Origin of the sequence: Cryobacterium gelidum (assembly GCF_004403985.1) — a bacterium.
Classification (GTDB): domain Bacteria; phylum Actinomycetota; class Actinomycetes; order Actinomycetales; family Microbacteriaceae; genus Cryobacterium; species Cryobacterium gelidum.
In genome coordinates this window covers 106,596-130,100 of record NZ_SOHL01000008.1, presented here as the reverse complement: position 1 = coordinate 130,100, position 23,505 = coordinate 106,596, and the positions used below count along the sequence as shown (strand labels likewise).

General features: G+C 65.2%; 19 protein-coding genes. 10 read left to right on the top strand and 9 right to left on the bottom strand.

Features of this window, described 5'->3' with window-relative positions:
* Positions 1-124: 124 nt before the first annotated feature.
* The 5 genes from E3T50_RS04760 to E3T50_RS04740 all read left to right on the top strand — a co-directional run bounded on the left by E3T50_RS04760 (position 125) and on the right by E3T50_RS04740 (position 6,543).
* Positions 125-1,225 carry a fatty acid desaturase family protein gene (locus tag E3T50_RS04760; protein WP_134550822.1) on the top strand — a complete coding sequence of 367 codons (1,101 nt, stop codon included), beginning with the start codon at positions 125-127 and terminating at the stop codon, positions 1,223-1,225.
* A 181-nt stretch (positions 1,226-1,406) separates the two neighbouring features.
* Complete coding sequence (locus E3T50_RS04755) at positions 1,407-2,012, top strand: hypothetical protein (RefSeq protein WP_134550821.1); 606 nt, start codon at positions 1,407-1,409, stop codon at positions 2,010-2,012.
* A gap of 126 nt (positions 2,013-2,138) precedes the next feature.
* Entirely contained in the window at positions 2,139-3,284 is a 1,146-nt protein-coding gene (locus E3T50_RS04750) for a WxL protein peptidoglycan domain-containing protein (RefSeq protein ID WP_134550820.1), read from the top strand.
* Positions 3,281-5,713, top strand: coding sequence for an ice-binding family protein (locus E3T50_RS04745; RefSeq protein ID WP_134550819.1), 2,433 nt, complete (start codon positions 3,281-3,283; stop codon positions 5,711-5,713). Before E3T50_RS04750 ends, E3T50_RS04745 begins: the two co-directional genes overlap by 4 nt.
* Positions 5,714-5,961: 248 nt before the next feature.
* A complete protein-coding gene (locus tag E3T50_RS04740) occupies positions 5,962-6,543 on the top strand; it encodes a WxL domain-containing protein (protein WP_134550818.1) in 582 nt (193 codons plus the stop codon).
* A 358-nt stretch (positions 6,544-6,901) separates the two neighbouring features.
* Here E3T50_RS04740 and E3T50_RS16805 read toward each other — a convergent pair whose 3' ends face one another.
* On the bottom strand, positions 6,902-7,213 hold the full coding sequence (locus tag E3T50_RS16805; protein ID WP_338145342.1) for a hypothetical protein: 312 nt from the start codon (positions 7,211-7,213) through the stop codon (positions 6,902-6,904).
* Between E3T50_RS16805 and E3T50_RS16800 the strand changes: the two genes are divergently transcribed.
* From E3T50_RS16800 to E3T50_RS04725, 3 genes are all read left to right on the top strand, one after another.
* Positions 7,202-7,375, top strand: coding sequence for an L-serine ammonia-lyase, iron-sulfur-dependent, subunit alpha (locus tag E3T50_RS16800; RefSeq protein ID WP_338145341.1), 174 nt, complete (start codon positions 7,202-7,204; stop codon positions 7,373-7,375). The two genes, E3T50_RS16805 and E3T50_RS16800, sit on opposite strands and share 12 nt — an antisense overlap.
* A 97-nt stretch (positions 7,376-7,472) precedes the next feature.
* The gene (locus E3T50_RS04730; protein WP_134550817.1) at positions 7,473-7,964 is read left to right on the top strand and encodes a LysM peptidoglycan-binding domain-containing protein; all 492 of its coding nucleotides are present in this window, start codon (positions 7,473-7,475) and stop codon (positions 7,962-7,964) included.
* Between the two features lie 103 nt (positions 7,965-8,067).
* Positions 8,068-8,967, top strand: a complete 900-nt coding sequence (locus E3T50_RS04725; RefSeq protein ID WP_134550816.1) for a sulfurtransferase — start codon at positions 8,068-8,070, stop codon at positions 8,965-8,967.
* A gap of 166 nt (positions 8,968-9,133) precedes the next feature.
* Here E3T50_RS04725 and E3T50_RS04720 read toward each other — a convergent pair whose 3' ends face one another.
* Positions 9,134-11,632 carry a DEAD/DEAH box helicase gene (locus tag E3T50_RS04720; protein WP_134550815.1) on the bottom strand — a complete coding sequence of 833 codons (2,499 nt, stop codon included), beginning with the start codon at positions 11,630-11,632 and terminating at the stop codon, positions 9,134-9,136.
* A gap of 111 nt (positions 11,633-11,743) precedes the next feature.
* Here E3T50_RS04720 and E3T50_RS04715 point away from each other — a divergent pair, with 111 nt between their 5' ends.
* Complete coding sequence (locus E3T50_RS04715; RefSeq protein ID WP_134550814.1) at positions 11,744-13,330, top strand: molybdopterin-dependent oxidoreductase; 1,587 nt, start codon at positions 11,744-11,746, stop codon at positions 13,328-13,330.
* A 201-nt stretch (positions 13,331-13,531) separates the two neighbouring features.
* Here E3T50_RS04715 and E3T50_RS04710 read toward each other — a convergent pair whose 3' ends face one another.
* From E3T50_RS04710 to E3T50_RS04690, 6 genes are all read right to left on the bottom strand, one after another.
* Positions 13,532-14,488, bottom strand: a complete 957-nt coding sequence (locus E3T50_RS04710; protein ID WP_134550813.1) for a ferritin-like domain-containing protein — start codon at positions 14,486-14,488, stop codon at positions 13,532-13,534.
* 217 nt (positions 14,489-14,705) lie between these two features.
* Positions 14,706-15,461 (bottom strand): twin-arginine translocase subunit TatC, encoded by a 756-nt coding sequence (gene tatC / locus E3T50_RS04705; RefSeq protein ID WP_134550918.1) that lies wholly within the window; start codon positions 15,459-15,461, stop codon positions 14,706-14,708.
* 48 nt (positions 15,462-15,509) lie between these two features.
* A complete protein-coding gene (locus E3T50_RS04700) occupies positions 15,510-17,546 on the bottom strand; it encodes an FAD-dependent oxidoreductase (protein ID WP_134550812.1) in 2,037 nt (678 codons plus the stop codon).
* Positions 17,539-18,525 carry a molybdopterin oxidoreductase family protein gene (locus E3T50_RS16935; protein WP_420898713.1) on the bottom strand — a complete coding sequence of 329 codons (987 nt, stop codon included), beginning with the start codon at positions 18,523-18,525 and terminating at the stop codon, positions 17,539-17,541. Before E3T50_RS16935 ends, E3T50_RS04700 begins: the two co-directional genes overlap by 8 nt.
* A 117-nt stretch (positions 18,526-18,642) precedes the next feature.
* Entirely contained in the window at positions 18,643-19,695 is a 1,053-nt protein-coding gene (locus E3T50_RS16930) for a molybdopterin oxidoreductase family protein (protein WP_420898712.1), read from the bottom strand.
* 48 nt (positions 19,696-19,743) lie between these two features.
* The gene (locus E3T50_RS04690) at positions 19,744-21,096 is read right to left on the bottom strand and encodes an MFS transporter (protein ID WP_134550811.1); all 1,353 of its coding nucleotides are present in this window, start codon (positions 21,094-21,096) and stop codon (positions 19,744-19,746) included.
* 281 nt (positions 21,097-21,377) lie between these two features.
* On the opposite strand from E3T50_RS04690, the gene E3T50_RS04685 reads away from it, so the two are divergent.
* Entirely contained in the window at positions 21,378-22,214 is an 837-nt protein-coding gene (locus E3T50_RS04685; RefSeq protein ID WP_134550810.1) for an RNase H family protein, read from the top strand.
* A 49-nt stretch (positions 22,215-22,263) separates the two neighbouring features.
* Here the strand turns inward: E3T50_RS04685 and E3T50_RS04680 are convergent, their stop codons facing one another.
* Entirely contained in the window at positions 22,264-23,502 is a 1,239-nt protein-coding gene (locus E3T50_RS04680) for an exonuclease domain-containing protein (RefSeq protein ID WP_134550809.1), read from the bottom strand.
* Between the last annotated feature and the right edge of the window lie 3 nt (positions 23,503-23,505).

The window sequence follows — 23,505 nt, the reverse complement described above, 5'->3', positions numbered from 1 at the left end:
TGACTGGGAAACGCATGTGAATTAGGCCCTTGCGTGGGCTCTGCGAACGTAGACTGATGGCTATCTGATCCACGAGCATTCGCTCCCGTCTCGACTGAGAAGTCCCCCGAACCACTAAGGCCTCATGTCGGAAACACTAGCCGCACCCTCGGTCCGCATCATCAGGACCCGGCCGGGTGGAGACACGCAGAACCCCACAACCGAATACTCGGCTCTCTTGCACACCGTGCGCAATCTCGGCCTCCTCGGCCGACGTACCGGCTTCTACTGGATGCTCTTCTCCGTTCTCGTGGTGGCCACCCTCGGCGCCGCGGCCGGGTTCGTTCTGCTCGGTGACACCTGGTATCAGCTGATCGTCGCGGCCGCACTCGGCCTCATCTTCACCCAGTTCGCCTTTCTCGCCCACGAGGCATCGCACCGTGCCGTGTTCACCTCCGGCAAGGCTAATGACCGCGCCGGCCGCATTCTCGCCAACCTTTTCGTCGGCATCAGCTATGCCTGGTGGATGACCAAGCACAGTCGTCACCACGCGCAGCCCAACGTTATTGGCAAGGACCCCGACATTGAGCCCGACTTCATCGTGTTCACCGAGAATGACGCGAAGCAGGTCAACTGGCTCACCTCCTTTGTCACCCGCAAGCAGGGTTACCTGTTCTTCCCGCTCTTGATGCTCGAAGGCATCAACCTGCACATCCAGGGTTTCAAGACTGTCTTCGGCAAGAACAAAGTCAGCGAGCGCTGGGTCGAGATCACCATGCTCGTCACGCGCCTCTCACTCTATTTCGCCGTGATCTTCTACTTTCTTCCGCTCGGCATGGCGTTCGCCTTCGTCGGCGTGCAAATGGCCGTATTCGGGGTGTACATGGGCGCGACGTTCGCACCCAACCACAAGGGAATGCCGCAGCTTCCGGCCGAAAGCCGGGTCGATTTCCTTCGACGCCAGGTGCTAACCAGTCGCAACATTCGCGGTGGCACCTTCATCGACCACTACATGGGCGGTCTCAACTACCAGATCGAGCACCACCTGTTTCCGAACATGGCCCGCCCGCACTTGCGTAAGGCGCAGGTGATCGCCAAAGCGTACTGTCTGTCACACGATGTGAAGTACACGGAAACCGGCGTCTTCGAAAGCTACGGCATCGTGATTGCCTACCTCAACAAGGTGGGCCTGGCCGCTCGCGATCCGTTCGACTGCCCGATGACCGCGCGATTCCGCACGCACTGAGCCAACGTAAGAGTCAACAGGCCGTCTCCCTCGGGGAGACGGCCTGTTTTTTTTGATGGGTATTCGGGTATTGGTACCCACGGCGACGTGAAGTCGGTACTATGAGATTTCATCGACTCGCATGGTAAGTGCCAATAGGTATCACTAGCGTCGAAACCGTCGGCAATCATTGGGGATTTGCGTGGCACGAAGCACCGAGCTCGGTCTGATCGGATTAACGAGTATTGCCCTCGTGGTCGGGCTGGTCGTCGGTCCCTCGCCGTCGGCGCGCGCCGACACCACCTCGGACACGATCAGCTCGACAATTCTCGGCGGAGCACTCTCGGCCGTCGTCTCCGCACCGACCCAGATGTCCCCCGTCATCCTCGATGGCCGCTCCAGCCATGCCTCCATCGGCCGCCCGGCCGTGTGGACGATCACAAACGGTCGCGGTTCTAGTGCCGCCTGGAGCCTGTCCGTGAGCGCCACGGACTTCATCAGCGCACCGGGAACACTCGATACCGTCGAGCGCACCGTCGCCGTCAAAAACCTGACCATCACGCCGGGAATCGTCACCGCCCACACGAGTGAGGGTGCCGATGCCGCACCCACGACCGAGCCGGTCACCGTCTCCGGCCTGCCGCAAGCACTGGTCTGGACTAGCACGCTCGGCAAGGGCACCTTCACCCTGACGCCCGAGTTCAGCCTCAGTGTTCCCCTCAACGCCTACCGGTCCAATTTTTCGGGTGCCATCGACGGATCCGTAGTGAATCCCTTCGTCTCGATTCTGACCTTCACGATCGCCTGACGCGGTCCTGCGCCAACCTTGAGGCAATACTGACTCACTCGCTCGCCACTAGCTTCAGTCCCCGTGTGAGAATAGCGGTATCGCCTCTTTCGGGGGTCACGCCCGAAACCAAAAAAGGTCCACCCCATGCCACACCGCTCCACCACCGAACGTCGCCCAACGAACGCCGATCCGGCCGCATCTTCGTCGAACCTCCGGCCGGCGCGCGCCCGGCTGCTGCTGCGCCTCGCGCTCCTCGCGACCGTCGCAGTGCTCGCCCCGGTTCTGACAACCCTCGTCGTTGCTGCGCCGGCGGTCGCTATCGACGACGGAACCCTCGGCATCCGCCCAGAACTGGAATCAGACTTCTTTCACATCAATCTCGCACCCGGTGCCGCAATCGAGGCCAACGCGATCGTCAGCAACCACACGGATGCCCCAGTCACGCTTCTGAACTACGCGGTCGACGGGCAGAGCACTGAGCAAGGTGCCTTCGCCCTTGCCGCGCAGGCCGACGCGCAGACGGCGGTGGGCAGTTGGGTCACCCTCGGTGCCGATTCGATCACCATCCCGGCGGACTCCGACCTCACCGTGCCGTTTCGGCTAAGCGTTCCCCTGACCGCCACGCCCGGTGACTATGCCGGTGGAATCATCATCCAGAGCCCGCCCATCCAGGGTGATACGACTACGTCCGACGGCGATGCGGCACTGCGATTGGATGTGATCCAGCGTCAAGGCGTGCGGATCTACCTCACCGTGGCCGGTACCGCGATGACCCAGCTCAGCCACGGCGCCCTGAGCTGGGAGCGCTCGGGCGACGCGGTAACGTTCACCCTCCCCATCCAGAACACCGGCAACACCATCCTTTATCCCGCTGCCGGACTGAGCCTGCACAGCGTGATCGGCGCCACGACCGAGCTGCAATTCGGGACGCCAGAGAGCATCCTCCCCGGTTCCACCCTCAACCTCGAGGCGACGCTGCCCCAGGCTGCGTTCATTCAACTCGGCAGTGCCGACGCCCAGCTGGTCTCCGACGCCGGTACCCAGCAGATCAGCGCCTCCTTCAACTACGTGCCGTGGTGGATCATCGTTATCATTCTGCTGCTCGTGCTGGCGATTGCGTTCGCCGTCTGGCGCGTGACCCTGTTCGTAGGACGCGCGCGTCGCGCGCTCGCCCAGGTTGCAAGGGCCGTGCCCGCCGCTTCGAAGGACCTGGGAGACCACGCAGGGAACAACACTGCCGTTCCCGCAGATTCAGACGCCGACGCACCCCTGCGTCGACCACGGCGATGACCGCCGCCCCTTCACTCCGTCGCCGCTCACCACGCGCCGGAGGTCGCCGAACACACCTCATCGCCCTCCCGGCGCTCACGATTCTGCTGCTGCTCTCCGGCTTGCTCGAGTCACAGCCCCCGGCGCAGGCCGCCACAGCATCGATTGACCTCAAAACGGCCGGCAGCTACTCCGTGCTCGCCACCGACGCCATTGCGAGCACCGGCAACACCGCACTGAGCGGCAATGCCGGAACCAGCCCCGGTACAGCGATCACCGGGTTTCCGCCCGGAATCCTAGCCGGCAGCATCCACGCGGGCGACGGCCACGCGATGGCAGCCCAGGTCGACCTCGCCCAGGCCTACTCTGATGCTGCGGGCCGCGGGCCAACCAGCACCCTCTCCGGAGATCTCACCGACCGCACTCTCACCGCTGGCGTCTATAAATCCACCGCCGCCCTCGCCGTGAGTACCACCCTCACCCTCGACGCCCAGAATGACCCCACCGCGGTGTTCATCTTTCAAATCGACGCGGCGTTCGACACTGCGGCGGCCAGCCGCATCGTACTCGCCAACGGCGCCCAGGCTTCGAACGTGTTTTGGCAGGTTGTCGGCGCGGTAACACTCGGCGCGGCCTCCTCGTTCAGCGGAAACATACTCGGATTCGGCGCTATAACCATCGGGGCTGGCACGACCTTCGTCGGCCGAGCATTGACCTCAAACGGTGCCATCACGATGGCCAGAAACATCTTCATGACCGAACCACCGCTCAACCTGCGCACTGCCGGCAGTTATTCGGTGCTGGCCGGGATATCCGTTCTGAATTCCGGAGGAACGACCCTCAGCGGTAACCTCGGAGTGAGCCCGGGCACGGGCGTGACCGGCTTCCCGCCCGGCCTGGTCACCGGTAGCACTCAACGAGGAACGGCCGAGAGCGCCCAAGCCCAGCTCGATCTGCAGTCCGCCATTGACGATGCCAGCGCCCGCCAGCCCACCACCGCGCTGAGCGGCAATCTGAGCGGTCAAACCTACAACGCCGGCGTTTACGCCGCACCTGGCCCTCTGACTCTCAGTTCGTCGGTGACCCTGAACGGGCAGGGCAACCCGAACGCCGTCTTCATCTTCCAGCTCGACAGCACCCTCACCACGAGCGCTGGCAGCAGCGTACGCCTGATCAACGGCGCGCAGCCGTCTCGGGTGTTCTGGCAGGTCGATGGCGTGGTGCGGCTCGGTTCGTCATCGTCGATCTCGGGCATCATTCTCGGCCAGGACGCCATCAACGTGGGCACCAATTCGCGTTTTACCGGCCGAGCCCTCACCCGCAACGGGTCCGTCACGCTTGGCAGCAACACATTCACGACGGATCCGGAGGTCGATCTCGGACGCGCTAGCACCTACGCGATCCTCGCGACCACCTCGATCACCAACACCGGAGAATCGTCGTTCGACGGGGACATCGGCGTAAGCCCGGGAACGTCGGTCACCGGGTTTCCGCCCGACGTAGTCACGGGCACCATCCACGGCGGCGATGCTGCTGCGGCCGCTGCGCAGGTCGACCTCGCTACAGCGTACAAAGATGCCGCGGCGAGGCCAGCGAGCGCCACCCTCGTCGGCGATCTGGCTGGCCGCACACTCACCTCCGGGGTCTATAGGGCTACTGCCGCCCTCGCCATCAGCACCACGCTCACCCTCGATGGACAGGGCAACCCGAACGCCATCTTCATCATTCAGGTGAATGCCGCCTTCAACACGGCTGCCAGCAGCAGCGTCATCCTGACCAACGGGGCACAAGCGTCGCGGGTCTATTGGCAGGTGGCCGGGGCTGTGTCGCTGGGGGCGGCATCCGCGTTTACCGGAACGATCATCGGCATGGCGGCGATCTCGATCGGACTCGGCGTCAGCAACCTCGGACGGGCATTAACCGCTAACGGCGCCGTCAGTGTGGGCACGGTGAGCTTCACCAATCCCGCGCCAACCGTCGGTGACCTCACCGCGACCACCGCGGGCGCGACGCTTTCAGCGGTGACCCTTCTCGGCACCCAACCGCAGGTCGCCACGGGTGTCTCGAGCCTATGGACCATCATCGATGCGCGTGGCACCGGAGCTGCGTGGACCCTCTCGGTGAGCGCCACCACGCCGACCAGCGCCGCCGGCACGGTCGAAACCCAAGACCGAGTCCTTCCCGTGAACAACCTGAGCATCGCCCCGGGCACCATCACTACCGGCCCCAATACCGATGCCGCGACCGATATCACGGCACCGACGCTTGCGCTGTCGACCAGCCCGCAGACCCTGATTGCTACAACCGGCCCACACGAGGGCACCTACCTGCTGACGCCGACGTACAGCCTGATTATTCCCTCCAACGCGTACCGGTCGAACTACTCGGGCGCCATCGAAGACTCGCCAATGAACCCCTACGTGACGGTTCTCACTTTCACCATTTCGTAGAGCCTCGCGGCCTGGGCTAAACCCCCTCCTGGGCATTGCGCCAACCTTGAGCTAACGCTGATTCAACCCTGCGCGACGAACCACCAATTTGCGCGGCCCCCGTGTGAGGATTGTTTTATCGCCGCAGGAACTCGTTTACAACGGATAACGAGTTCGGTTCACACCCTGCGATATCCGTTTCTCCCCCACTTTCGTGGACACGCTACTTGGCGTGCCCGCACCACCAGTAGCAACCCAGAGGACACACCATGCGCACTCTCACCAAGACCGCCGGAATCATCGTCGCCACCGGCATCCTGTTCGGTGTGGCACTCTCCCCGGCCCAGGCCGACACTGACACCGTAAACGCGACCATCAGCGGCGGCAGCCTTACCGCCGACCCGACCGCGCCCGACGCGATGAGCGCCGTCGTTCTCGACGGAGTCAACGCGCAGGCATCCACCGGAACCGCGCCCCTGTGGACCATCACCAACGCCCGCGGCACGAACAGCGCCTGGTCGTTGTCGGCCAGCGCTACCAACTTCGTCAGCGCGGCGGGCACCGTCGACAAGGACGCCCGCACCCTGCCGGCCTCCAACCTCGTCATCACGCCGGGCACCATCACCGCCGGCATCGGTTCCGACGCGGCGCCGACCGTCAAGGCCGTCACCATGAGCAATGTCGCCCAGTCGCTCGTCTACACCACGACTCTCGGCAAGGGCACCTTCACCCTCGCCCCGACCTTTGACTTGAGCGTTCCGGCAAACACCTTCCGCTCCAACTTCTCGGGCGCGGTCGGCACCACCGCCGTCAACCCCTACGTGTCGACCATCACGTTCACGATCGCCTAGCTACCGTTCTCGCCGGATCCGGCTGGACCTCTCGGGTAACGCCTCGAACTTTACGGTTCGGGGCGTTTTTGAGTTCATCCGTGTTGGAATTCCGGACCGCCCCCGTCCACCACGTCTGTGTGCCGGACGAGGAAAACCGTGACAGCGAACGTCTCAGTACGGGACCTGTTTTCCATTCGAATGGGCCCATCGTAGTTTCCGTACGGTAGGCCCGATAATCCGCGCTGCCTGGTCCAGTATCGAAGACGGTTCCGACCTGACCCTGCTCGGGGCGGGCTCAGCCTTCCTGTCCGCAGCAGCGACGCACTTGGAGCCCCGCACGCGCCTGCCTGGGCACCCGATGGCTCACGCTGTCCGTCTAAGCGACCGACAATAGGGCCGATGCCGTCCCCTCCTTCAAGAGACCTTCTATTCGATCGGTGGCTGGTTCATCCACCGGGATACCGAACGCTCGAGCGCCCAGTCGCGCCTCACTCAGCCACTCCCCTACGATTTCAGCGCGCAGCTGCGTGCCATCTGGGATCGCCATCGGTTCGCTGGTGAAGGCCAACGTGTCGATCTCCCGTGCTCGGCGCGGCTGCCAGGCCGCGGTCGGTGCCGCCTGTGCTAGTGCTCGGTGAGAGACCACACCGGGTTCGAAGATGCGGCCGAAATCGTCATGGAGCATCACCTCTGGCTGACCCTAGAGCCGGTCGGCGGCCTGGTTCAGGTACCCTGCAGCGAACGGCACGCCATCGCCTGGTCGACGGCCGCATCGGCGGCCCGGCCTGCTGGCGAATTACCGGGAAACCAGCGAGGGTGGCCTCCCGGTGAACGTGACCGAGCGCCGTAGACAATCCCCGAATGGGGGTAGTTCGGTCTGGTTCACCGGCTCGGTCTCCCCTTAAGCTGGCTGAACGCGTGGGTCTGCCGGGCCGCACCGTCTCTCTTTGAAGGGTTCCACCATTCGCACCGTTTTCGCACGTCGCCCACCGGGCATCACCGTCGCTGCCATCCTGCTCGTTGCTCTGGTCGGCTGCGCCGGTGAACCGGCTCCCGCGGTGACGGTGACCATCACGCCCAGCGTCGCACCGACACCGACACCGACGCCGACGCCCACTCCGACGCCCACGGAGGAAGCGGCCCTGATTCCAAACCCGGAAGTACCCGATCTCGTACCCAACGCTGAACCCGTGCCTCTGCCCCAGGGGCCGGCCGTCGACCTCGGTAGCACCCCCGGTGCGCGCGGCACCACCATGTCAGACGGTAGCGGGGCCTTACTCACCTACACGGTCATCGCGGGCGACGCGTTCTTCGATATCGCCCAACGATTCAACATTCCGGTGCAGTTGCTGCTCACGATGAATCCGTCCGTGCCCGGGCTCGGCGAGAACATCTACATCAAGCAGACCATCAACCTGGACTGGACCGCGACGCTGTAGCTGCAGTACTGGCGGTGGCGGTGGCGGTGACCAGTATGTCGCCGGATGACTCGCACCCGCACCGATTCTGGCCGGTGTCGGTGGCCCCAGCTAGCCTTGAGTCATGAGTTCACCAGCACCATCCTCGCCCGTCGTGTCCGGCCCCGTCGTATCCACGCAATGGCTGGCCGACCACCTCGGTTCCGACAACCTGGTTATTCTCGATGCCACCGTGTTCGCCCTGGCCCCCGTCACCCCGGACGGGCCGCGCTACCTCAGCGGACGCGAGGACTACCTGACCAAGGGGCACATCCCAGGCGCCGTGTTCGCCGACCTGTTTGACATTTTCTCCGACCCGACCAACGAATTCGTTTTCTCCCGGCCGAGCGCCGAACTCTTTGAAGTGGCCGCAGCGTCCGTCGGCATTGACAACGACACGACCGTCATCGTCTACGACGCCGTGGTCGGCCAGTGGGCAGCGCGCATCTGGTGGCTGTTTCGAGCCTTCGGTTACGACGATGTTGCCGTGCTCGACGGCGGACTGACCAAGTGGCACGCCGAAACGCGCCCGTACGCCACCGGTGAAGTGCGCCCGCGGGTCGCCGGCGGCTTCACCGCAACGCCGCGTCCCGAGCTCTGGGTCGACAAAAGCTTCGTCGAATCGGTAGTCGACGGCAAAACGGATGCCGCCCTCGTCTGCTCCCTGCCGCCGGCGGAGTTTGCCGGCACGGCCGGAACACGCCCGTGCGCCGGGCACATTCCCGGCAGCATCAGCCTGCCCGCTGCGACGCTCGTCGACCCCAGCACGAACGCCTTCCTCCGCGGTGACGCGCTCAAGGCGACCCTCGCGCCGACCGTGACCTTGAGCGCTCAACTCGTGACCTACTGCGGCGGCGGTATCGCCGCTGCGGCCAGCGCTCTCGCGCTCATCCGCGCCGGCTACGAGCACGTCTCGATCTACGACGGTTCGCTCAACGAATGGACGGCCGACGCGGCCGCGCCGCTGAGCGCTCCTGGCGCGTAACGACCAAGACGCGGGGACCGGTGAGTGAGTCCGGCGCGTGCGCCCCTCTATCTCCCGGCACCACGCAATACACCAACAGCGGATGATCGCGCCCGATGTGGGCAGCCGCTACGCCGGTTACCGTTGCGGCTACCGAAACCGGGCGCGGACACTCGGCCGCGACCGGTTACAACCGGTTGACGCCGGTCACACGCACGACCGCGGCCCCGAGCTCGTCGGAATCAGCAAGGTTCACGCTCGCGCTGATGCCCCAGTCGTGGTCGCCGGCCGGATCATCGAGAATCTGGCGCACGGTCCACTCCTCGGCGCCCTCGTCGATCAGCAGCAGGTCCGAACTGCGCGCGTCGCCGCCGGTGAGTACCTCATCGTGCTCGGCAAAGTAGCCGTCCATCGCTTCGGCCCAAACATCGGCGGAGTACCCGTGCTCTCGGTCGAGCTCACCGAGCTCGTCGTAGTGCTCCAACGCGGCCAGCTGCACCCGGCGGAATAACTCGTTGCGTACGAGAATGCGAAATGCGCGCACATTGGTGGTGAGCCGGCGCGGCGGCGGCGGCAAAATGGCGTTTGAGCCGGCCTCGTGCGCGGCGAGATCGGGATGCAGCAGTTCTTCCCACTCATCGAGCAGGCTCGAGTCCACCTGGCGCACGAGCTCACCGAGCCACTCGATGAGATCGAGCAGATCGTCGTTCTTGGCTTCGTCGGGAATGGTCTGACGCGCAGCGCGGTAGGCGTCGGACAGGTAGCGCAACACCACGCCCTCGCTGCGGGCGAGTTTGTAGAACGCAATGAACTCGCCAAATGACATTGCCCGCTCGTACATGTCACGCACGACGGCCTTGGGCCTGAGCTCGAAGTCGGCGATCCACGGCTGGGAGGCCTTGTAGGTGTCGAAAGTGTAATTCAGCAGTTCTTCGAGCGGCTTGGGGTGCGTGATCTCCTCGAGCAGCGCCATCCGCTCGTCGTATTCGATGCCCTCCCGTTTCATCGCGTTCACGGCCTCACCGCGTGCTGCGAATTGCTGCCCCATGAGCACCGGCCGCGGGTCGTCGAGGGTCGATTCCAGAATTGAGATCATGTCGAGCGAGTAGGTGGGCGATTCGGGGTCGAGCAGTTCAAAGGCGGCCAGGGCAAACGGTGACAGCGGCTGGTTGAGCGCAAAGTTCGCCTGCAAGTCAACGGTCAAGCGGATGTTGCCGCTCACGCTCTGCTCCACAATGCCGGCTTCGCGCAGGGTCTTGTAGATCCCGAGGGCCCGTCGGGCCAACACCAGCTGGCGCCGCCACGGTTCATGGTTGTCAAAGACGAGCGAGTGCACGTGGCTAAAAGCGTCGCCGCCGCGTCCGATCACGTTGATGAGCATCGCCGCGGTCATCTGCATGGAGGGCGACAGGGTTTCGGGCTCGGCGTCGACCAACCGGCGAAAGCTCGGTTCGCCCCAGGACACGAAGCCGTCCGGCGCCTTCTTACGCACGATTTTACGTTTCTTCTTCGGGTCGTCTCCGGCCTTCTCGATGGCTTTGAGGTTGTCGGTCTCGTGCTCCGGCGCCTGGATCACAACGGTGCCCGCCGTGTCATAACCGGCCCGCCCGGCCCGCCCGGCGATCTGGTGAAACTCGCGCACGTTCACCTGGCGCATTTTCACGCCGTCATATTTGGTGAGGGCGGTGAAGAGCACGGTGCGGATGGGCACGTTGATGCCGACGCCGAGGGTGTCGGTGCCGCAGATCACGCGCAGGTAGCCGCGCTGGGCGAGTTGTTCCACCAGCCGGCGATATTTCGGCAGCATGCCGGCATGGTGCACGCCGATTCCCATGCGAATGAGTCGCGACAGGGTCTTGCCAAAGCTCGTGGTGAATCGGAACTCGCCAATCAGCTCGGCAATCACATCACGCTGTTCGCGGGTGGCCACCTTGGCGCTCGCGAGCGCCTGGGCGCGTTCGAGGGCGGCCGCCTGGGAAAAGTGCACGATATACACCGGCGCTTTGTCGGTGTGCAGCAGCTCTTCGACCGTTTCGTGCACGGGGGTCTGCTCGTAGTAGTAGCTGAGCGGGACCGGTCGTTCCACACCGGTGACGACGGCCGTGGCCCGCCCGGTTCGCCGGCTCAGGTCATCGCTGATGAACTTCACGTCGCCGAGAGTGGCCGACATGAGAATGAACTGCACGCGCGGCAGCAGCAGCAGTGGCACCTGCCAGGCCCAGCCGCGTTCCGGATCGCCGTAGAAGTGAAACTCATCCATCACGACGAGGTCGACCTCGGTATCTTCGCCGTTCCGCAGCGCGAGGTTGGCGAGAATCTCGGCGGTGCAACAGATGATCGGGGCGTCGGCGTTGACGCTCGAGTCGCCGGTCATCATGCCGACGTTCTCGGCGCCGAAAGTTTCGACCAGCGCGAAGAACTTCTCACTCACGAGGGCCTTGATCGGCGCGGTGTAGAAGCTTCGTTTGCCGGCCGAGAGCGCCGCGAAGTGCGCGCCGACGGCCACGAGGGATTTGCCGGTTCCGGTCGGTGTGCTCAGGATGAGGTTGGCACCCGAGACGATCTCGATGACCGCTTCCTCCTGCGCGGGGTAGAGCGTGAGGCCCTGCTCGGTCGCCCAGCTTTCGAAGGCCTCGAAGAGAGCGTCGGGGTCGGTTTCATTTTCGAGGCGCGCAAGCAGAGACATAGTCCATCAAGACTGCACTACCGCGAGGTCAAGATGTGACGGATGTCTGACGAAAACGCCCACACGCCCCCGCAGGGTGCTAATCACAGCCGCTCGTTCTAGGCTGACGGCATGGCCACCCCCGACATATCGAACACTCTGACCCGGCCGCGCGCGTCCATGGCGGAGCGGTTCTGGCGACCGGCGGGCGCCGGCCTCGCTGCTGCCCTGGCCGGCCTGGGCCTGGCCGAGTTGACCGCCGCCTGGCTATTCCCCGGCGCCAGCCCGGTGCTCACTGTCGGCGCGCTGGTCATCGACATTGTTCCGGCCAGCGTCAAGGATCTCGTGATCGGCCTGTTCGGCAGCAATGACAAGTTCGCGCTCATCCTGACCATCGTGCTCGTGCTGATCGTGCTCGCTTCCCTCGCCGGTATCCTCGAGAGCAGGCGCCCGCCGTTCGGCCGCCTGCTCGTCGTGCTCATCGGCGCGATCGCGCTGTTCGCGGCGCTTTCTCGTTCCAGTGCCTCCACTCTCGACGCCGTACCCGCGGTCGTCGCCATGGGCGTCGCCGCCATCGTTCTGACCTTTCTCACCACCCGACTGCCGGCGAGTCGATCGACACCGGCGACCGCTGACACCCTGCCCGGTCCTGACCGGCGCCGCTTCCTCGTCTACACCGGCATAACCGCGGGCATCGGGCTGCTCGCCCTCGCCGGCGGCCAGCTCAGCGCAGCGGCCACCCGCGCAGCGGACGCCGCTCGCGCCCTGTTCACGCTGCCCGCTGCATCCGTTCGGGCCGCCGCGATTCCGGCCGGGGCGAGCCTGGACGTGGCCGGAATCACGCCGCTGATCACCCCGAACGCCGATTTCTACCGCATCGACACCGCCCTGAGCGTTCCGCGCATCGACCCGACCACCTGGCGTCTCAAGATCACCGGCATGGTCGAAACCGAGGTGGAGATCGACTTTGCCGAGCTGCTCGCACTGCCGCTCGAAGAGAGCACGACCACCCTGGCCTGCGTGTCGAACTACGTCGGCGGGGACCTGATCGGTAACGCCACCTGGCTCGGCTACCCGATTCGTGAGCTGCTGGCCCGCGCCAAGCCAACGAACGGTGCCGACATGGTGCTGTCCCGGAGCCACGACGGCTTCACTGCTGGCACGCCGATAGAGGCGCTGACCGACGAGCGTAACGCTATTCTCGCGGTCGGCATGAATGGTGAACCCCTGCCACTCGAGCACGGTTACCCGGTGCGCATGGTCGTGCCCGGGCTGTATGGCTACGTCTCGGCCACCAAATGGGTCGTCGAACTCAAGCTCACCCGCTTCGACCAGGAGCAGGGCTACTGGACCCCCCGCGGCTGGTCCGAACTCGGACCCGTCAAGCTCTCCTCCCGCGTCGACGTACCGCGCGCCGGAACACCGGTATCCGCTGGCTCCATCGTCATCGCCGGCGTCGCTTGGTCCCAGCACGTGGGCGTCAGCGCCGTCGCCGTGCAGATCGATGACGGTCCATGGCATGAGGCGATGCTCGCCGACGCGATCTCGGTCGACACCTGGCGCCAGTGGGCCTACACCTGGACCGACGCAACCGCTGGCGACCACCGAATCAAGGTGCGGGCCACGGATGCTGCTGGCCTCGTGCAAACATCGGCCACCGCCGACGTTGCTCCCAACGGATCAACCGGACTACACGAAATCTCCTTGTCCGTCTCCTAACCAGCCAGGCGGCTACCCGGGTGCAGGTTCCCCAGCTGGGCGCACGTTCAAACCTGAGCCTCGCCACCAAGCCTGCGCCCAGTATTCGAGTGGATGCGCGCTGCTGGATCGCCGCGTGAAGGCGGCTGGGCGCAACTTGGCCCGCCGGGCGCACGATAGAACGTGCGGCCGGCGGGCCAACCTGCGGTCATCTCGTGCGAGCTAGCCGTTGGCTCCGCTGGTGTTGATGACACCGTTCACACCGGCCGGGAAGAACCCGCCCGACTTCACCGGCGCCGCGTTGAGATAGGTGATGTTCAGCACCTGGGCGGCGCTGCGGCTGTAGACCAGGCCGTTGGCGTCGGTCGGCACGAGGTTCGCCTTCGACGCGTTGCCAATGCCCTGATCGAGGTCGGTCGGGCCATCGACGGCGTCTCGTAGGTCGGAGATCTTCTGCGCGGTCACGTACACCGAAGGCAGTGCAATTCCCAGCGCGTACAGCGTGCTGCGGATGACACCAGCGTGGTACGCCTCGACCGCGAGCAGCCCCGCAGCCGCTTCGAGGAAGGTCTTGTTCGTGATCAACGGAGCGGCACCCTTGTACGCGGTGACTCCGACGTCCTCGAAGATGAACGCCCCGAACAGGAAGTTCGCCTCGTTGGCGTACACGTCGAATTTCTGGCCGGGCTTGACCAGACCGGCCGCCTGCGCAGCAGCGGTGAAGCTCGCGTCCAGGTTGATCTTGGGGCGGGACACAGCAACACTGCCCAGGGCGGAACGCAGGAACGCAACGTGCGCCTTCTCGTCAGCGGCAATTTCGTCGGCGTACTTCTTGATGATGGAGGTCTTGAAGTGCACCATGCGACCGCCGGTCACGCCGCCGCGGGTGCCGGTTCCCGTCGTCATGCTCTCGGGTAGTCCGCTGCCGGTCGTGGCACGCAAGTAGAACTCGGCCTCGAGGTACTCGAGGTTGAGGGCGAAGTTCAAAATAGCCGCGTCGCTCGGTGCGCCAGCCGGCGCCGTTTCCGCCTCTGCGGCCAGTGCTGGCCCGCCGGTGGCGAGCATCGCTGCTCCAACACCGAAGCCGGCCACGCCGGCCGCGCGTAGAAAGTTTCGGCGGTCCGATGGATTTTCTGCGCTGCGGTTGATGGCGTTGGTAATGAAACCCTGATCAAACATCCTTGTTCTCCTGACGTATATGAAAGTACCGGGTCCGGTTCAACTAACAACGGAAATGTACCCGCTGAAAGTAATCTCATGAATGACTAGACACGAGACGTAAGCAAACGATAAGAAAATGTCTCACCTTTGGGGCTTTGCGTGTTGCGGCCTGCACGAACTGCACGAACTTTCTCGGCACATCACCAGCCGCACCGGATGAACGCGAGCGACAGCCTTAGATCAGCAGACCGTCGACGCCCACGGGAGCTACCCGGCGGGCAACCCGGCGATCGTGAAGCACGGCGATCCCGTAGGCGGCGAAATAGAGCATCACCATGGGCACGGCGAGCAGGAACATCGACACGACATCGGCCGCCGGCGTCGCAATGGCCGTGAACAGGATGATCACCAAGATAGCCAGGCGCCAGGATTTGATGATCGAACGGGCGCTGATCACCCCGGCAAAGTTCAGCAACACGATGAATACCGGCAGCACGAACGCGATCCCAATGGCGATCATGAGCTTGAGCACGAAGTCGAAATAGTTCTGCGCATTGATGAGAGCGGCATCCTGCTTCGGCGCAAAACTCGTCATGAGTGCAACCACATGGGGCAGCACATACCAGCCGGCCGCGCACCCGATGAGAAACAGGGGTACGGCGGTGAAGAAGAAACCCAAGGAGTACTGCTTCTCCCGGCGGGTCAGCCCTGGCATCAGAAAAGCAAAGATCTGATACAGCCACACCGGACTCGAAACGATCAATCCGACGTAGAACGAGATGCGCAATTTGAGGTCAAAAGCGCTCGTGATATCGGGGTAGTTGATCTGGGCGTTGCGATTCTGGGCACGCACGATTGCGTAGATCGGTTCGCGCAAACCATCCCAGACGAAACTGGAGAGCAGCCAGCCGGCGATGGCGCCAACCAAGATACCCGCTGCGGCGAGAAAAAGCCGCTTACGCAGCTCGCGCAGGTGCTCCCCGAGTGACATCCTGCCCTTGGCGGGCGCGGTACGCACGCCCTCCACCACCACGGTGGCCTAGGCCTTCGGGTTCGGGGTGCCGCTCGGGTCGGTGCGAGCGCTGTCGGTGCGAGCACTGTCGGCGCGAGCACCATCGGCGCGCACACTGTCGGCTGCAGTGTTCGGCGTGACATCGTCGGTGCGTTCCGGCGTGATCTCACTCTTGAAAATTTTCATCGACTGACCAAGGCTGCGGGCGAGCCCCGGCAGCTTCGGCGCGCCGAACAAGAGCAGGACTATGACGAGAATGATAAGAAAATGCCATCCGGTCAGATTATTCAGCATGCGAATTCTCCCTCTGATTGAATCGGTCGTGCAGCAGTGTAACGGTCTCACCACCACTAAAACCGGGTAAATCTCATCATTTACTCCGGCTGTAACATTTTCGCCCAGCCGGAGCGCAGAATTCACGCTGTCAGGGCGTCGGACCATTGTCGAAAAACGTTCGAGAACCTCCCCGATGCGCTGTGTGCAGCCGCCACAGCCGGTGCCCGCTCGGGTGGCCGCGCCGATGCAGGCGACGCTTGTATGACCGGACCCGGCTGAGTCGGCGATGGCGCCCACGGTGACGCCGTTGCACCAGCAGACCGTCGCGGTTGGGTTGAAGGCGCCGCTGGTGGAGGGCTCATAATCCGGTCCGTCGTAGCGCAGCAGTATCGAGCGGTCAGCCGGGAGTTCGCTGCCGCGCTCGAATAGCAAGGTCAGCTCGGCGGCGGTGCGCGGCATACCGACGCACACGAAGCCTTCGAGAATGCCGTCACGGGTGACCATTTTGACGTGGCGGCCGTGTTCCGGATCGCTCCACTGCGACACGCGCAGTGGAGCGGATGGGCATCCGGCCGAGCGATGAGACACGGCAGGATCCTCGGCCGGAAGATCCCACGGTTCGGCTGCGGTGTTACCGACCGACACCACGTCGATGCCCTCGGACTTGAGCATGACCACGGCCGAAGCGGATGCCGCGAGTTCCGCTGTCTCGCCCCGGCCCAGCACCTCGGCGGTGAAGCGCTCGGCGAGCCAGTCGGCCTGGCGCCAGCCCGGCCCGATCAGGCCGCTCGGCCCATCGGCCGGCAGCGTCCTGAGGTCGCTGGCCCGGGGCGCGGGTGCCACATGGGCGCAGTCGCCGATCGCGTAGATGCGCGGGTCGCCCCAGCTCTGCAGGTTCGTGTCGACCAGGATTCCGGTCGACACCGGCAGGCTGGCCAGCTGGGCCAGCTCGGTGCGCGCGCCGACCCCGCAGGAGAGCAACAGCAGGTCGCCGTGAATCTGCTTGTTATCGGCGCAGATGAGGGCGTCGAACCGGTCGACCCCGTCGTCATCCCGGTGAAAGAGCAGACTTTCAGCCCGAGAGTGGTTGACCATGGTGACCCCGGCGCGTCTGGCGCTCTGCGCGAGCACGCTGCAGCCGCCCCGGTCAAGGTTGCGGGCCATCGGGATTTCTCCGTGGTAGACGACGCAGGCGTGGCTTCCGGCGGCGACCGCGGCAAGGGCGATCTCCATGCCGAGCACGCCGGCGCCGAGCACGACGATGCGGGCTCCGGCAGTCACAGCCGCAAGGACCCGTTTCGCGTCGTCGAGGTCGCGCAGCACGGTGACCCCGCGCGGAAGCGGGGCGCCGTTGCTGTCGAGAGTGGCGGCGTCCCTGGCTGGCAGCTGTCGATCGCGGCGCATCCGGGTGACACCGTCGAGCGTGGGAACGTTGGCGCGGGCACCGGTGGCGAGCACGAGCCGGTCGTAGGAAAGCAGCGTGCCGTCGCTGAGTGACACCGCGCGGCGGCTGCGCAGAATGGCCGTGACGCTCACGCCGCGGTGCAGGTGCACGCCGGCCTCGCGGGCGGCGAACGTGTCGGTGATTTCGAGGCTCTCCCGGTCGGTGTTGCCGACGGCGTAGTCGGCGATCAGCACCCGGTTGTAGGCGTCGGCGTTCTCGGCCCCGACCACGGTCAGCGTGGCTGCGCCCTGCCGCACGAGGGGCAGCAACTCCTCGACGAAACGGGCTCCGACCGGGCCGTAGCCGACCAGCACGATTCGCTCCGGGCTGCGCTGTTCAGACATGGGCGCCTGCTTCCACGAGTGCACGCACTCGAACGGTTGTCTTCTTGAATTCGGGCATGCCGCTGATCGGGTCGGTCTCGTCGTCGGTCAGCAGGTTGGCGCGTTGGTCGCCAGCGAAGTGAAACGGCAGGAAGACCGTGTCGAAGCGGATGTCGGTGCTCACCTGGGCCCGGCACCGCACGATGCCCCGGTCGTTGCTGACCTCGACCCAGGCCTCGTCGATGATGCCGAGCCGCTCCGCAGTGGCCGGGTGCAGCTGCAGGCGGGCGTCGGGCTCGGCTTCGGAAAGTTCCCGCACCCGCCGCGTCTGGGTTCCGCTCTGGTAGTGCTCGCGCAGATGCCCGGTGATCAGGGTCAGCGCACCGCTAACCTGGGCCGGTGCGCTGAGGCGCCGCGCCTTGACGGCGATCAGGCGCGCCAGGCCGTCGGGGTGCGCGAACCGCTCCAGAAACAGGCGCGGCGTTCCGGTCGACCCGACCGGGTACGGCCAGAAGGCCGGTTCCTCCGAGTCGAGCAGGGCATAGCTCAGGCCGGAATAGTCGGCCAGTCCGCCCTCCGACGCCCGGCATAGTTCGTCGAACACGTCCGACGGTTCGGCACCGAAGGTGCCGGGTGATTCCAGTCGCCGCGCGATCTCCTGCCAGATCCACAGTTCGCTGCGTACGCCTTCCGGTGCGTCGACGGCGTGGCGGCGCCGGATGACGCGCCCCTCGAGCGAGGTCATGGTGCCTTCCTCCTCGGCCCACTGGGTCACCGGCAGCACGACGTCGGCAAGCACCGCGGTTTCGGAGAAGAAGAAGTCGGCCACGACCAGAAAGTCGAGGGTGGTCAGGGCGGCGCGCACCCGGTCGGCGTTCGGCGCGGAGACGACGATGTTGGAGCCGTGCACCCGGTCGGCGTTCGGCGCGGAGACGACGATGTTGGAGCCGTGCACGAGCAGGCAGCGGATCCCGCCCGGTTCGCCCAGCGCGCTCAGCACCTCGACCGCGGGCAGTCCGACGCCGGGGAGGCTGTCGGGGTCGACGCCCCAGACCCCGGCGACGTGTGCGCGAGCAACGGGATCATTGATCCTGCGGTAGCCGGGCAGCTGGTCGAATTATTGCCCGTGCTCGCGACCGCCCTGTCCGTTGCCCTGGCCGGTGAGGGTGCCGTAGCCGGAGTGAGTGGTGCCGACGAGGCCGAGCACGAGGCTGAGGTTGATCGCGGCGGTGGCCGTGTCGGTGCCGTCGGCGTGCTGTTCCACGCCGCGCCCGGTGAGAATGTAGGTGCCGCTGCCGGTCGCCGCTCCCCGTGCAGCGCCGGCGGCGAGGCGGCGAGCCAGCTCCCGCAGCTGCCAGACCGGAACGCCGGTCTGTTCCTGCACCCGAGTCGGCCACCATTGACTGACGCTACGACGCACATCGTCGAACCCGGTGGTGCGTTTGGCGAGGTAGTCGAGATCGACGAGATTCTCGGCGACGACGATGTGGGTGAGGCCGAGCAGAAGCACGAGGTCGCTGCCAGGAGTGGGCTGCACGTGCAGTCCCGCGCCATCATCGGTGAGCCGCGCGGTGGCGGTGCGCCGGGGGTCGACGACCACGAGGCCGCCGGCGGCTCGGGTTCCCTCCAGGTGCCCGATGAACGGCGGCATGGTCTGCGCCACGTTGGATCCGAGAATCAAAATAGTGTCGGCCTCGTCGAGCTCCTCGACCGGGAACGGCAGCCCCAGGTCGAGGCCGAAGGCCCGATTGCCGGCCGCCGCGGCGCTCGACATGCAGAATCTGCCGTTGTAGTCGATGCGGCTGGAGCGAAGCGCCACCCGGGTGAATTTTCCGAGCTGGTAGGCCTTCTCGTTGGTGAGGCCGCCTCCGCCGAAGACGCCGACCGCGTCGGCTCCGAACTCGGCACGGGTCTCGCGCAGCTTGGCCGCGACCAGGTCGAGTGTGTCACTCCAGGAGGCCGGTTCAAAGGTGCCATCCGCCTGCCGCAGCAGCGGTTGGAGGATGCGGTCGGGCGACACGAGCAGCTCGGCCGCGGTCCAGCCTTTCTTGCACAGGCCGCCACGATTGGTCGGGAATGCTTGGCCGGCCACCAGCAGTGAAGCGGCCGGGGCTGCCGGCGAAGCGGATGCGGCGGCATCCGCTTCGCCGGGGTCAAGGTCATGGCGCACTGCAGGGCACAGTACGGGCAGTGCGTGGCAGCGGCAGGCACTGGTCGCCTAGATCTTCTGGCCGGCGACGGACGAACCGCGGCGCAGGTAGACGAAGGCGGTCACGCACATCATGAAGACGTAGGCGATGGCGAAGGCGTAGATCGCACTGGAGTAGTCGCCGGTGGTGGTCTTGGAGTAGCCGAGTACCTGCGGAATGATGAATCCGCCGTAGGCGCCGACGGCAAAGATGAGGCCGAGGGCAGCGGCCGTTTTGCGCTGCGTGTTGACGTCACCCGAGTTGTGATAGGCGTCTTCCACCCCGCTGCGCGCCGAAAACACACTCGGAATCATGCGGTAGGTCGAACCGTTGCCAATTCCGGTCGCGACGAAGATCAGCAGAAAGCTGCCGAGGAACGCCCAGAAGCTGCCCAGTGGCAGCACGGCGACCACCACGAGCGCCCCCACGGCCATGCTGCCGCAGGCGGCAACGGTGACGGATGCCCCGCCGAAACGGTCGGCCAGGCGTCCGCCGGCCGGTCGGGCCAGCGAACCGACGAAAGCTCCGATGATGGCGAGCGACAGCGATGCGGAAGCGACCTGGATGGTGGAGTAGGCCGGAAACTGGTCGGCGATGAGCTTGGGGAACACGCTGGCGAAACCGATGAAGGAACCGAACGTGCCGATGTAGAGCATAGCGAGGATCCAGAAGTGTGGTTCTTTGACGGCGGCGAGCGAGCCGGCGAAGTCGGCCTTGGCGTTGGCGAGGTTGTCCATGTACTTCCAGGCACCCCACATGGCGATCAGGATCAGCGGCACCCAGAACCAGCCGGCGAATCTGATGTTGAGGGTCCCCACGGCGCCGAGCGTGATCACGATCGGTACGACGAGCTGGGCCATCGCGGCGCCGAGGTTGCCGCCGGCGGCATTGAGGCCGAGCGCGTAGCCCTTCTGGCTCTGCGGGTAGAAATAGGTGATGTTTGACATCGAACTGGCGAAGTTGCCACCGCCGAAGCCAGCGAGGGCCGAGACGAACAGCATGATGCCGAACGGGGTGTCCGGGTTGCCGACGCAGACGCCGAGGGCGATCGAGGGGATCAGCAGCAGGCCGGCCGAGATGATGGTCCAGTTGCGACCGCCGAACTTGGGCACCAGGAAGGTATACGGAAAATGCAGGGTTGCGGCGCCCGGTAGCGACACGACGACGATGCTCCACAGCTGCCAAACCACGAAGCTGAGAAACTCGGCGACGATCGACCATTTCAGGTTGCGGGCGGCGATGAGTTTGCCGCCCTGTTCCCACTGCTGTCTGTTCTCGGGGTTCCAATTGTCGATCCATCGACCGGGACGGTGCACCAGCACCGCGTCTTCGATCAAGGACGTGGTGCTGCCGGGTGCTGATTCAACGGCGCTGAATGTCATTGAAAACTCCCTTGAGTTGTGGAGTGAAGCGGCGGGCAGCGATCTGCAGGCAGCCACGGCGGCCTCCCTGCTCCGACGTTAGCCAGCGCGTGTTTCCGGCAACGATGGCACCCGTTACCTTTCGATCACCAGATAATCACAGGCCCTTCGGTGGGTTGTTGGGGCGCTGTTACCTGACGGACACAATCCGCGCTGGGTCGCCAGCGCTACGGGCAGCGGATGCCGGGGTGACAGACTGGTACGACCTGCGCCCGCGTATCCGCTGTTTGAAAGGCCCGCACATGACTATCACCGCCGCCGCCGACGGTTCTGCCCTCGGAAATCCCGGACCAGCCGGCTGGGCCTGGTACGTGGACGACTCCTGCTGGGCGGCCGGCGGCTGGAAGCACGCGACCAACAACCAGGGCGAGTTGAAGGCCGTGCTCGAGCTGTTTCGCGCGACCGCACACATCGACGACGATCTGCTCGTGCTGTGCGACAGCCAGTACGTGATCAACTCGGTCACCAAGTGGATGAAGGGCTGGAAGGCCAAGGGCTGGCGCAAGGGCGACGGCAAGCCGGTCATGAACCTCGACCTGCTCAAGGAGATCGACGAGGCTATTGCCGGGCGTCGGTACCGATTTGAATGGGTGAAGGGGCACGCCGGGCATCCGCTCAACGAGGCCGCCGACGCGCGCGCGCGCGGCGCCGCCGAAGCCTTCCAGCGTGGGCGGCCAGCGGCGGGCGGGCCTGGTTTTTTCGGGAGTCAGCCAGCAGCTGAACCGGTGGTGCGGGCGCGCACTGTGGCATCCGGTGGGCCGGGAATTGCGCGCTTGCCGACCGCACCGACCCGGACCACGGACCGCGTGGCCGAGCGGGCCGCCGCCTACACGCACGACGAACTGTTCTCGTTCGATGACATCGGCGACATCGGCGACATCGGCGACATCGGCGACATCGGCGACATCGGCGAAGACTATCGCGACCTCACCGATCCGAACGGTCCCGTTGTCATGCGCAGTACCGGCGAGCTGCACCGGGTGACGCTGTCGCTCAGTGACGAAGAACACCAGCGTTTGGTACAGCAGGCCACGGCCCGCGGCGTGACCGTCGAGGAGCACCTGCGCAGCCTGATCTAGCCGGTGCTGCGAGACTCGCTCGAATGAGCGGCTGCCGGGTCCGACCGGGTCAGCGCACTCCGATGAGGGACCGCAGGCCGAATTCGGAGACGATTGGAATGCCGTAGTCGCGAGCTTTAACGGTTTTACCGGTGACCGATGCCGGGTTTGCGGCCACCAGCAGGCGCGTGCGCAGGGTGACCGCCGTTCCCAGGGAGAGCCCTCGCGCGACCAATTCCCGGCCCCAGTCGGAGCGGGCGCGGGCCATGTCACCGGTCAGCACGACGATGTCGCCCTGTTCCAGAAGTACCGTGTCGGTCGAGGTGATCGGTGGGAGCGTCACCGCTGACGGTGCTGTCAGCGCGGCGGCGACGACCTCGGGAGCGACGTCGAGTGTGCGGGCGACCCTGATCAGGTCCGCGGAGTCCGCGATGCTCAGGGCGTCGTTGGTTCCGGATGCGCGCACGAGATCCTCGAAGTACCGCCGATGCAGGGCCGTACAGTCCGTCGCGCTGATGCCGTTCAATTCGGCCAAAATCCGAAGTTCGTGTGTTTCCCGAGGCGACAGCCCGCGATCGAGCAGGCACAGATCGAGCAGGGCGAGATAGTCCAGGTGCTCCTCGGGGCCGGTGTAGTCGGGAAGTTTCACGACCGCCCGGGCCAGAAAGCTCGGTGTCGGCACCGCGTCTGTCGTCGTCGACGGGTCGCGCTGCACCCATTGTGCTTCGGCGTCGCTGGCGATGGTTGGCCAGGTGGACCGTTCGGCGCGATCCAGGGCGTCGATCCACGGTAGCTCGCTGGGAGCCCCCTGCACGTATGCCGCCAGCAAACTGGCGCACGCAACGCCCTGCATCAGGGCGCCGGGGCCGGGCTCGATCTCAATGTCGTACGCCGCGCAGCAATCGATGAGCAGCCGACCGGCGCCCGGCAGGTAGCTGCGAGCCAGCTGCATGGTACAGACCGCCTCGAGTCCCCGCCCCGGGGCATAGCCGATCAGCTCGAACTCGCGCATCAGAAATCCGGTGACGAACTGGGCGTTGTGGGCCACCAACACCCGGCCGCGCAGCAGGTCGACCAGTCTCGGGGCGATCTGCTCAAACGTCGGCGCACGCAGCAGTTCGGCTGTACTGACGCCGTGATTCGTCACGTCAGCCGCATTACTTCCGGGGTTGACGACGGTCTGCCAGTGCGCTGAAATATGGCCACCCTCGTCGAGGTGCACCACGGCGACCTCGACGATCCGATCCCGCTGATACGGGAACAGTCCTGTGGTTTTCAGGCAAATAACGGCGTATCCACGTTCGGGCATGGT

What these genes read in the sequence shown, in the direction of transcription:
- E3T50_RS04715 (WP_134550814.1), top strand. Translation starts at nt 11,744, where the DNA reads ATGGCCACCCCCGACATATCGAACACTCTGACCCGGCCGCGCGCGTCC.
- E3T50_RS04690 (WP_134550811.1), bottom strand. Translation starts at nt 21,096, where the DNA reads ATGACATTCAGCGCCGTTGAATCAGCACCCGGCAGCACCACGTCCTTG.
- E3T50_RS04760 (WP_134550822.1), top strand. Translation starts at nt 125, where the DNA reads ATGTCGGAAACACTAGCCGCACCCTCGGTCCGCATCATCAGGACCCGG.
- E3T50_RS04750 (WP_134550820.1), top strand. Translation starts at nt 2,139, where the DNA reads ATGCCACACCGCTCCACCACCGAACGTCGCCCAACGAACGCCGATCCG.
- tatC (WP_134550918.1), bottom strand. Translation starts at nt 15,461, where the DNA reads ATGTCACTCGGGGAGCACCTGCGCGAGCTGCGTAAGCGGCTTTTTCTC.
- E3T50_RS04680 (WP_134550809.1), bottom strand. Translation starts at nt 23,502, where the DNA reads ATGCCCGAACGTGGATACGCCGTTATTTGCCTGAAAACCACAGGACTG.
- E3T50_RS04725 (WP_134550816.1), top strand. Translation starts at nt 8,068, where the DNA reads ATGAGTTCACCAGCACCATCCTCGCCCGTCGTGTCCGGCCCCGTCGTA.
- E3T50_RS04745 (WP_134550819.1), top strand. Translation starts at nt 3,281, where the DNA reads ATGACCGCCGCCCCTTCACTCCGTCGCCGCTCACCACGCGCCGGAGGT.
- E3T50_RS04740 (WP_134550818.1), top strand. Translation starts at nt 5,962, where the DNA reads ATGCGCACTCTCACCAAGACCGCCGGAATCATCGTCGCCACCGGCATC.
- E3T50_RS16800 (WP_338145341.1), top strand. Translation starts at nt 7,202, where the DNA reads ATGGAGCATCACCTCTGGCTGACCCTAGAGCCGGTCGGCGGCCTGGTT.
- E3T50_RS04710 (WP_134550813.1), bottom strand. Translation starts at nt 14,488, where the DNA reads ATGTTTGATCAGGGTTTCATTACCAACGCCATCAACCGCAGCGCAGAA.
- E3T50_RS04720 (WP_134550815.1), bottom strand. Translation starts at nt 11,632, where the DNA reads ATGTCTCTGCTTGCGCGCCTCGAAAATGAAACCGACCCCGACGCTCTC.
- E3T50_RS04685 (WP_134550810.1), top strand. Translation starts at nt 21,378, where the DNA reads ATGACTATCACCGCCGCCGCCGACGGTTCTGCCCTCGGAAATCCCGGA.
- E3T50_RS04700 (WP_134550812.1), bottom strand. Translation starts at nt 17,546, where the DNA reads ATGTCTGAACAGCGCAGCCCGGAGCGAATCGTGCTGGTCGGCTACGGC.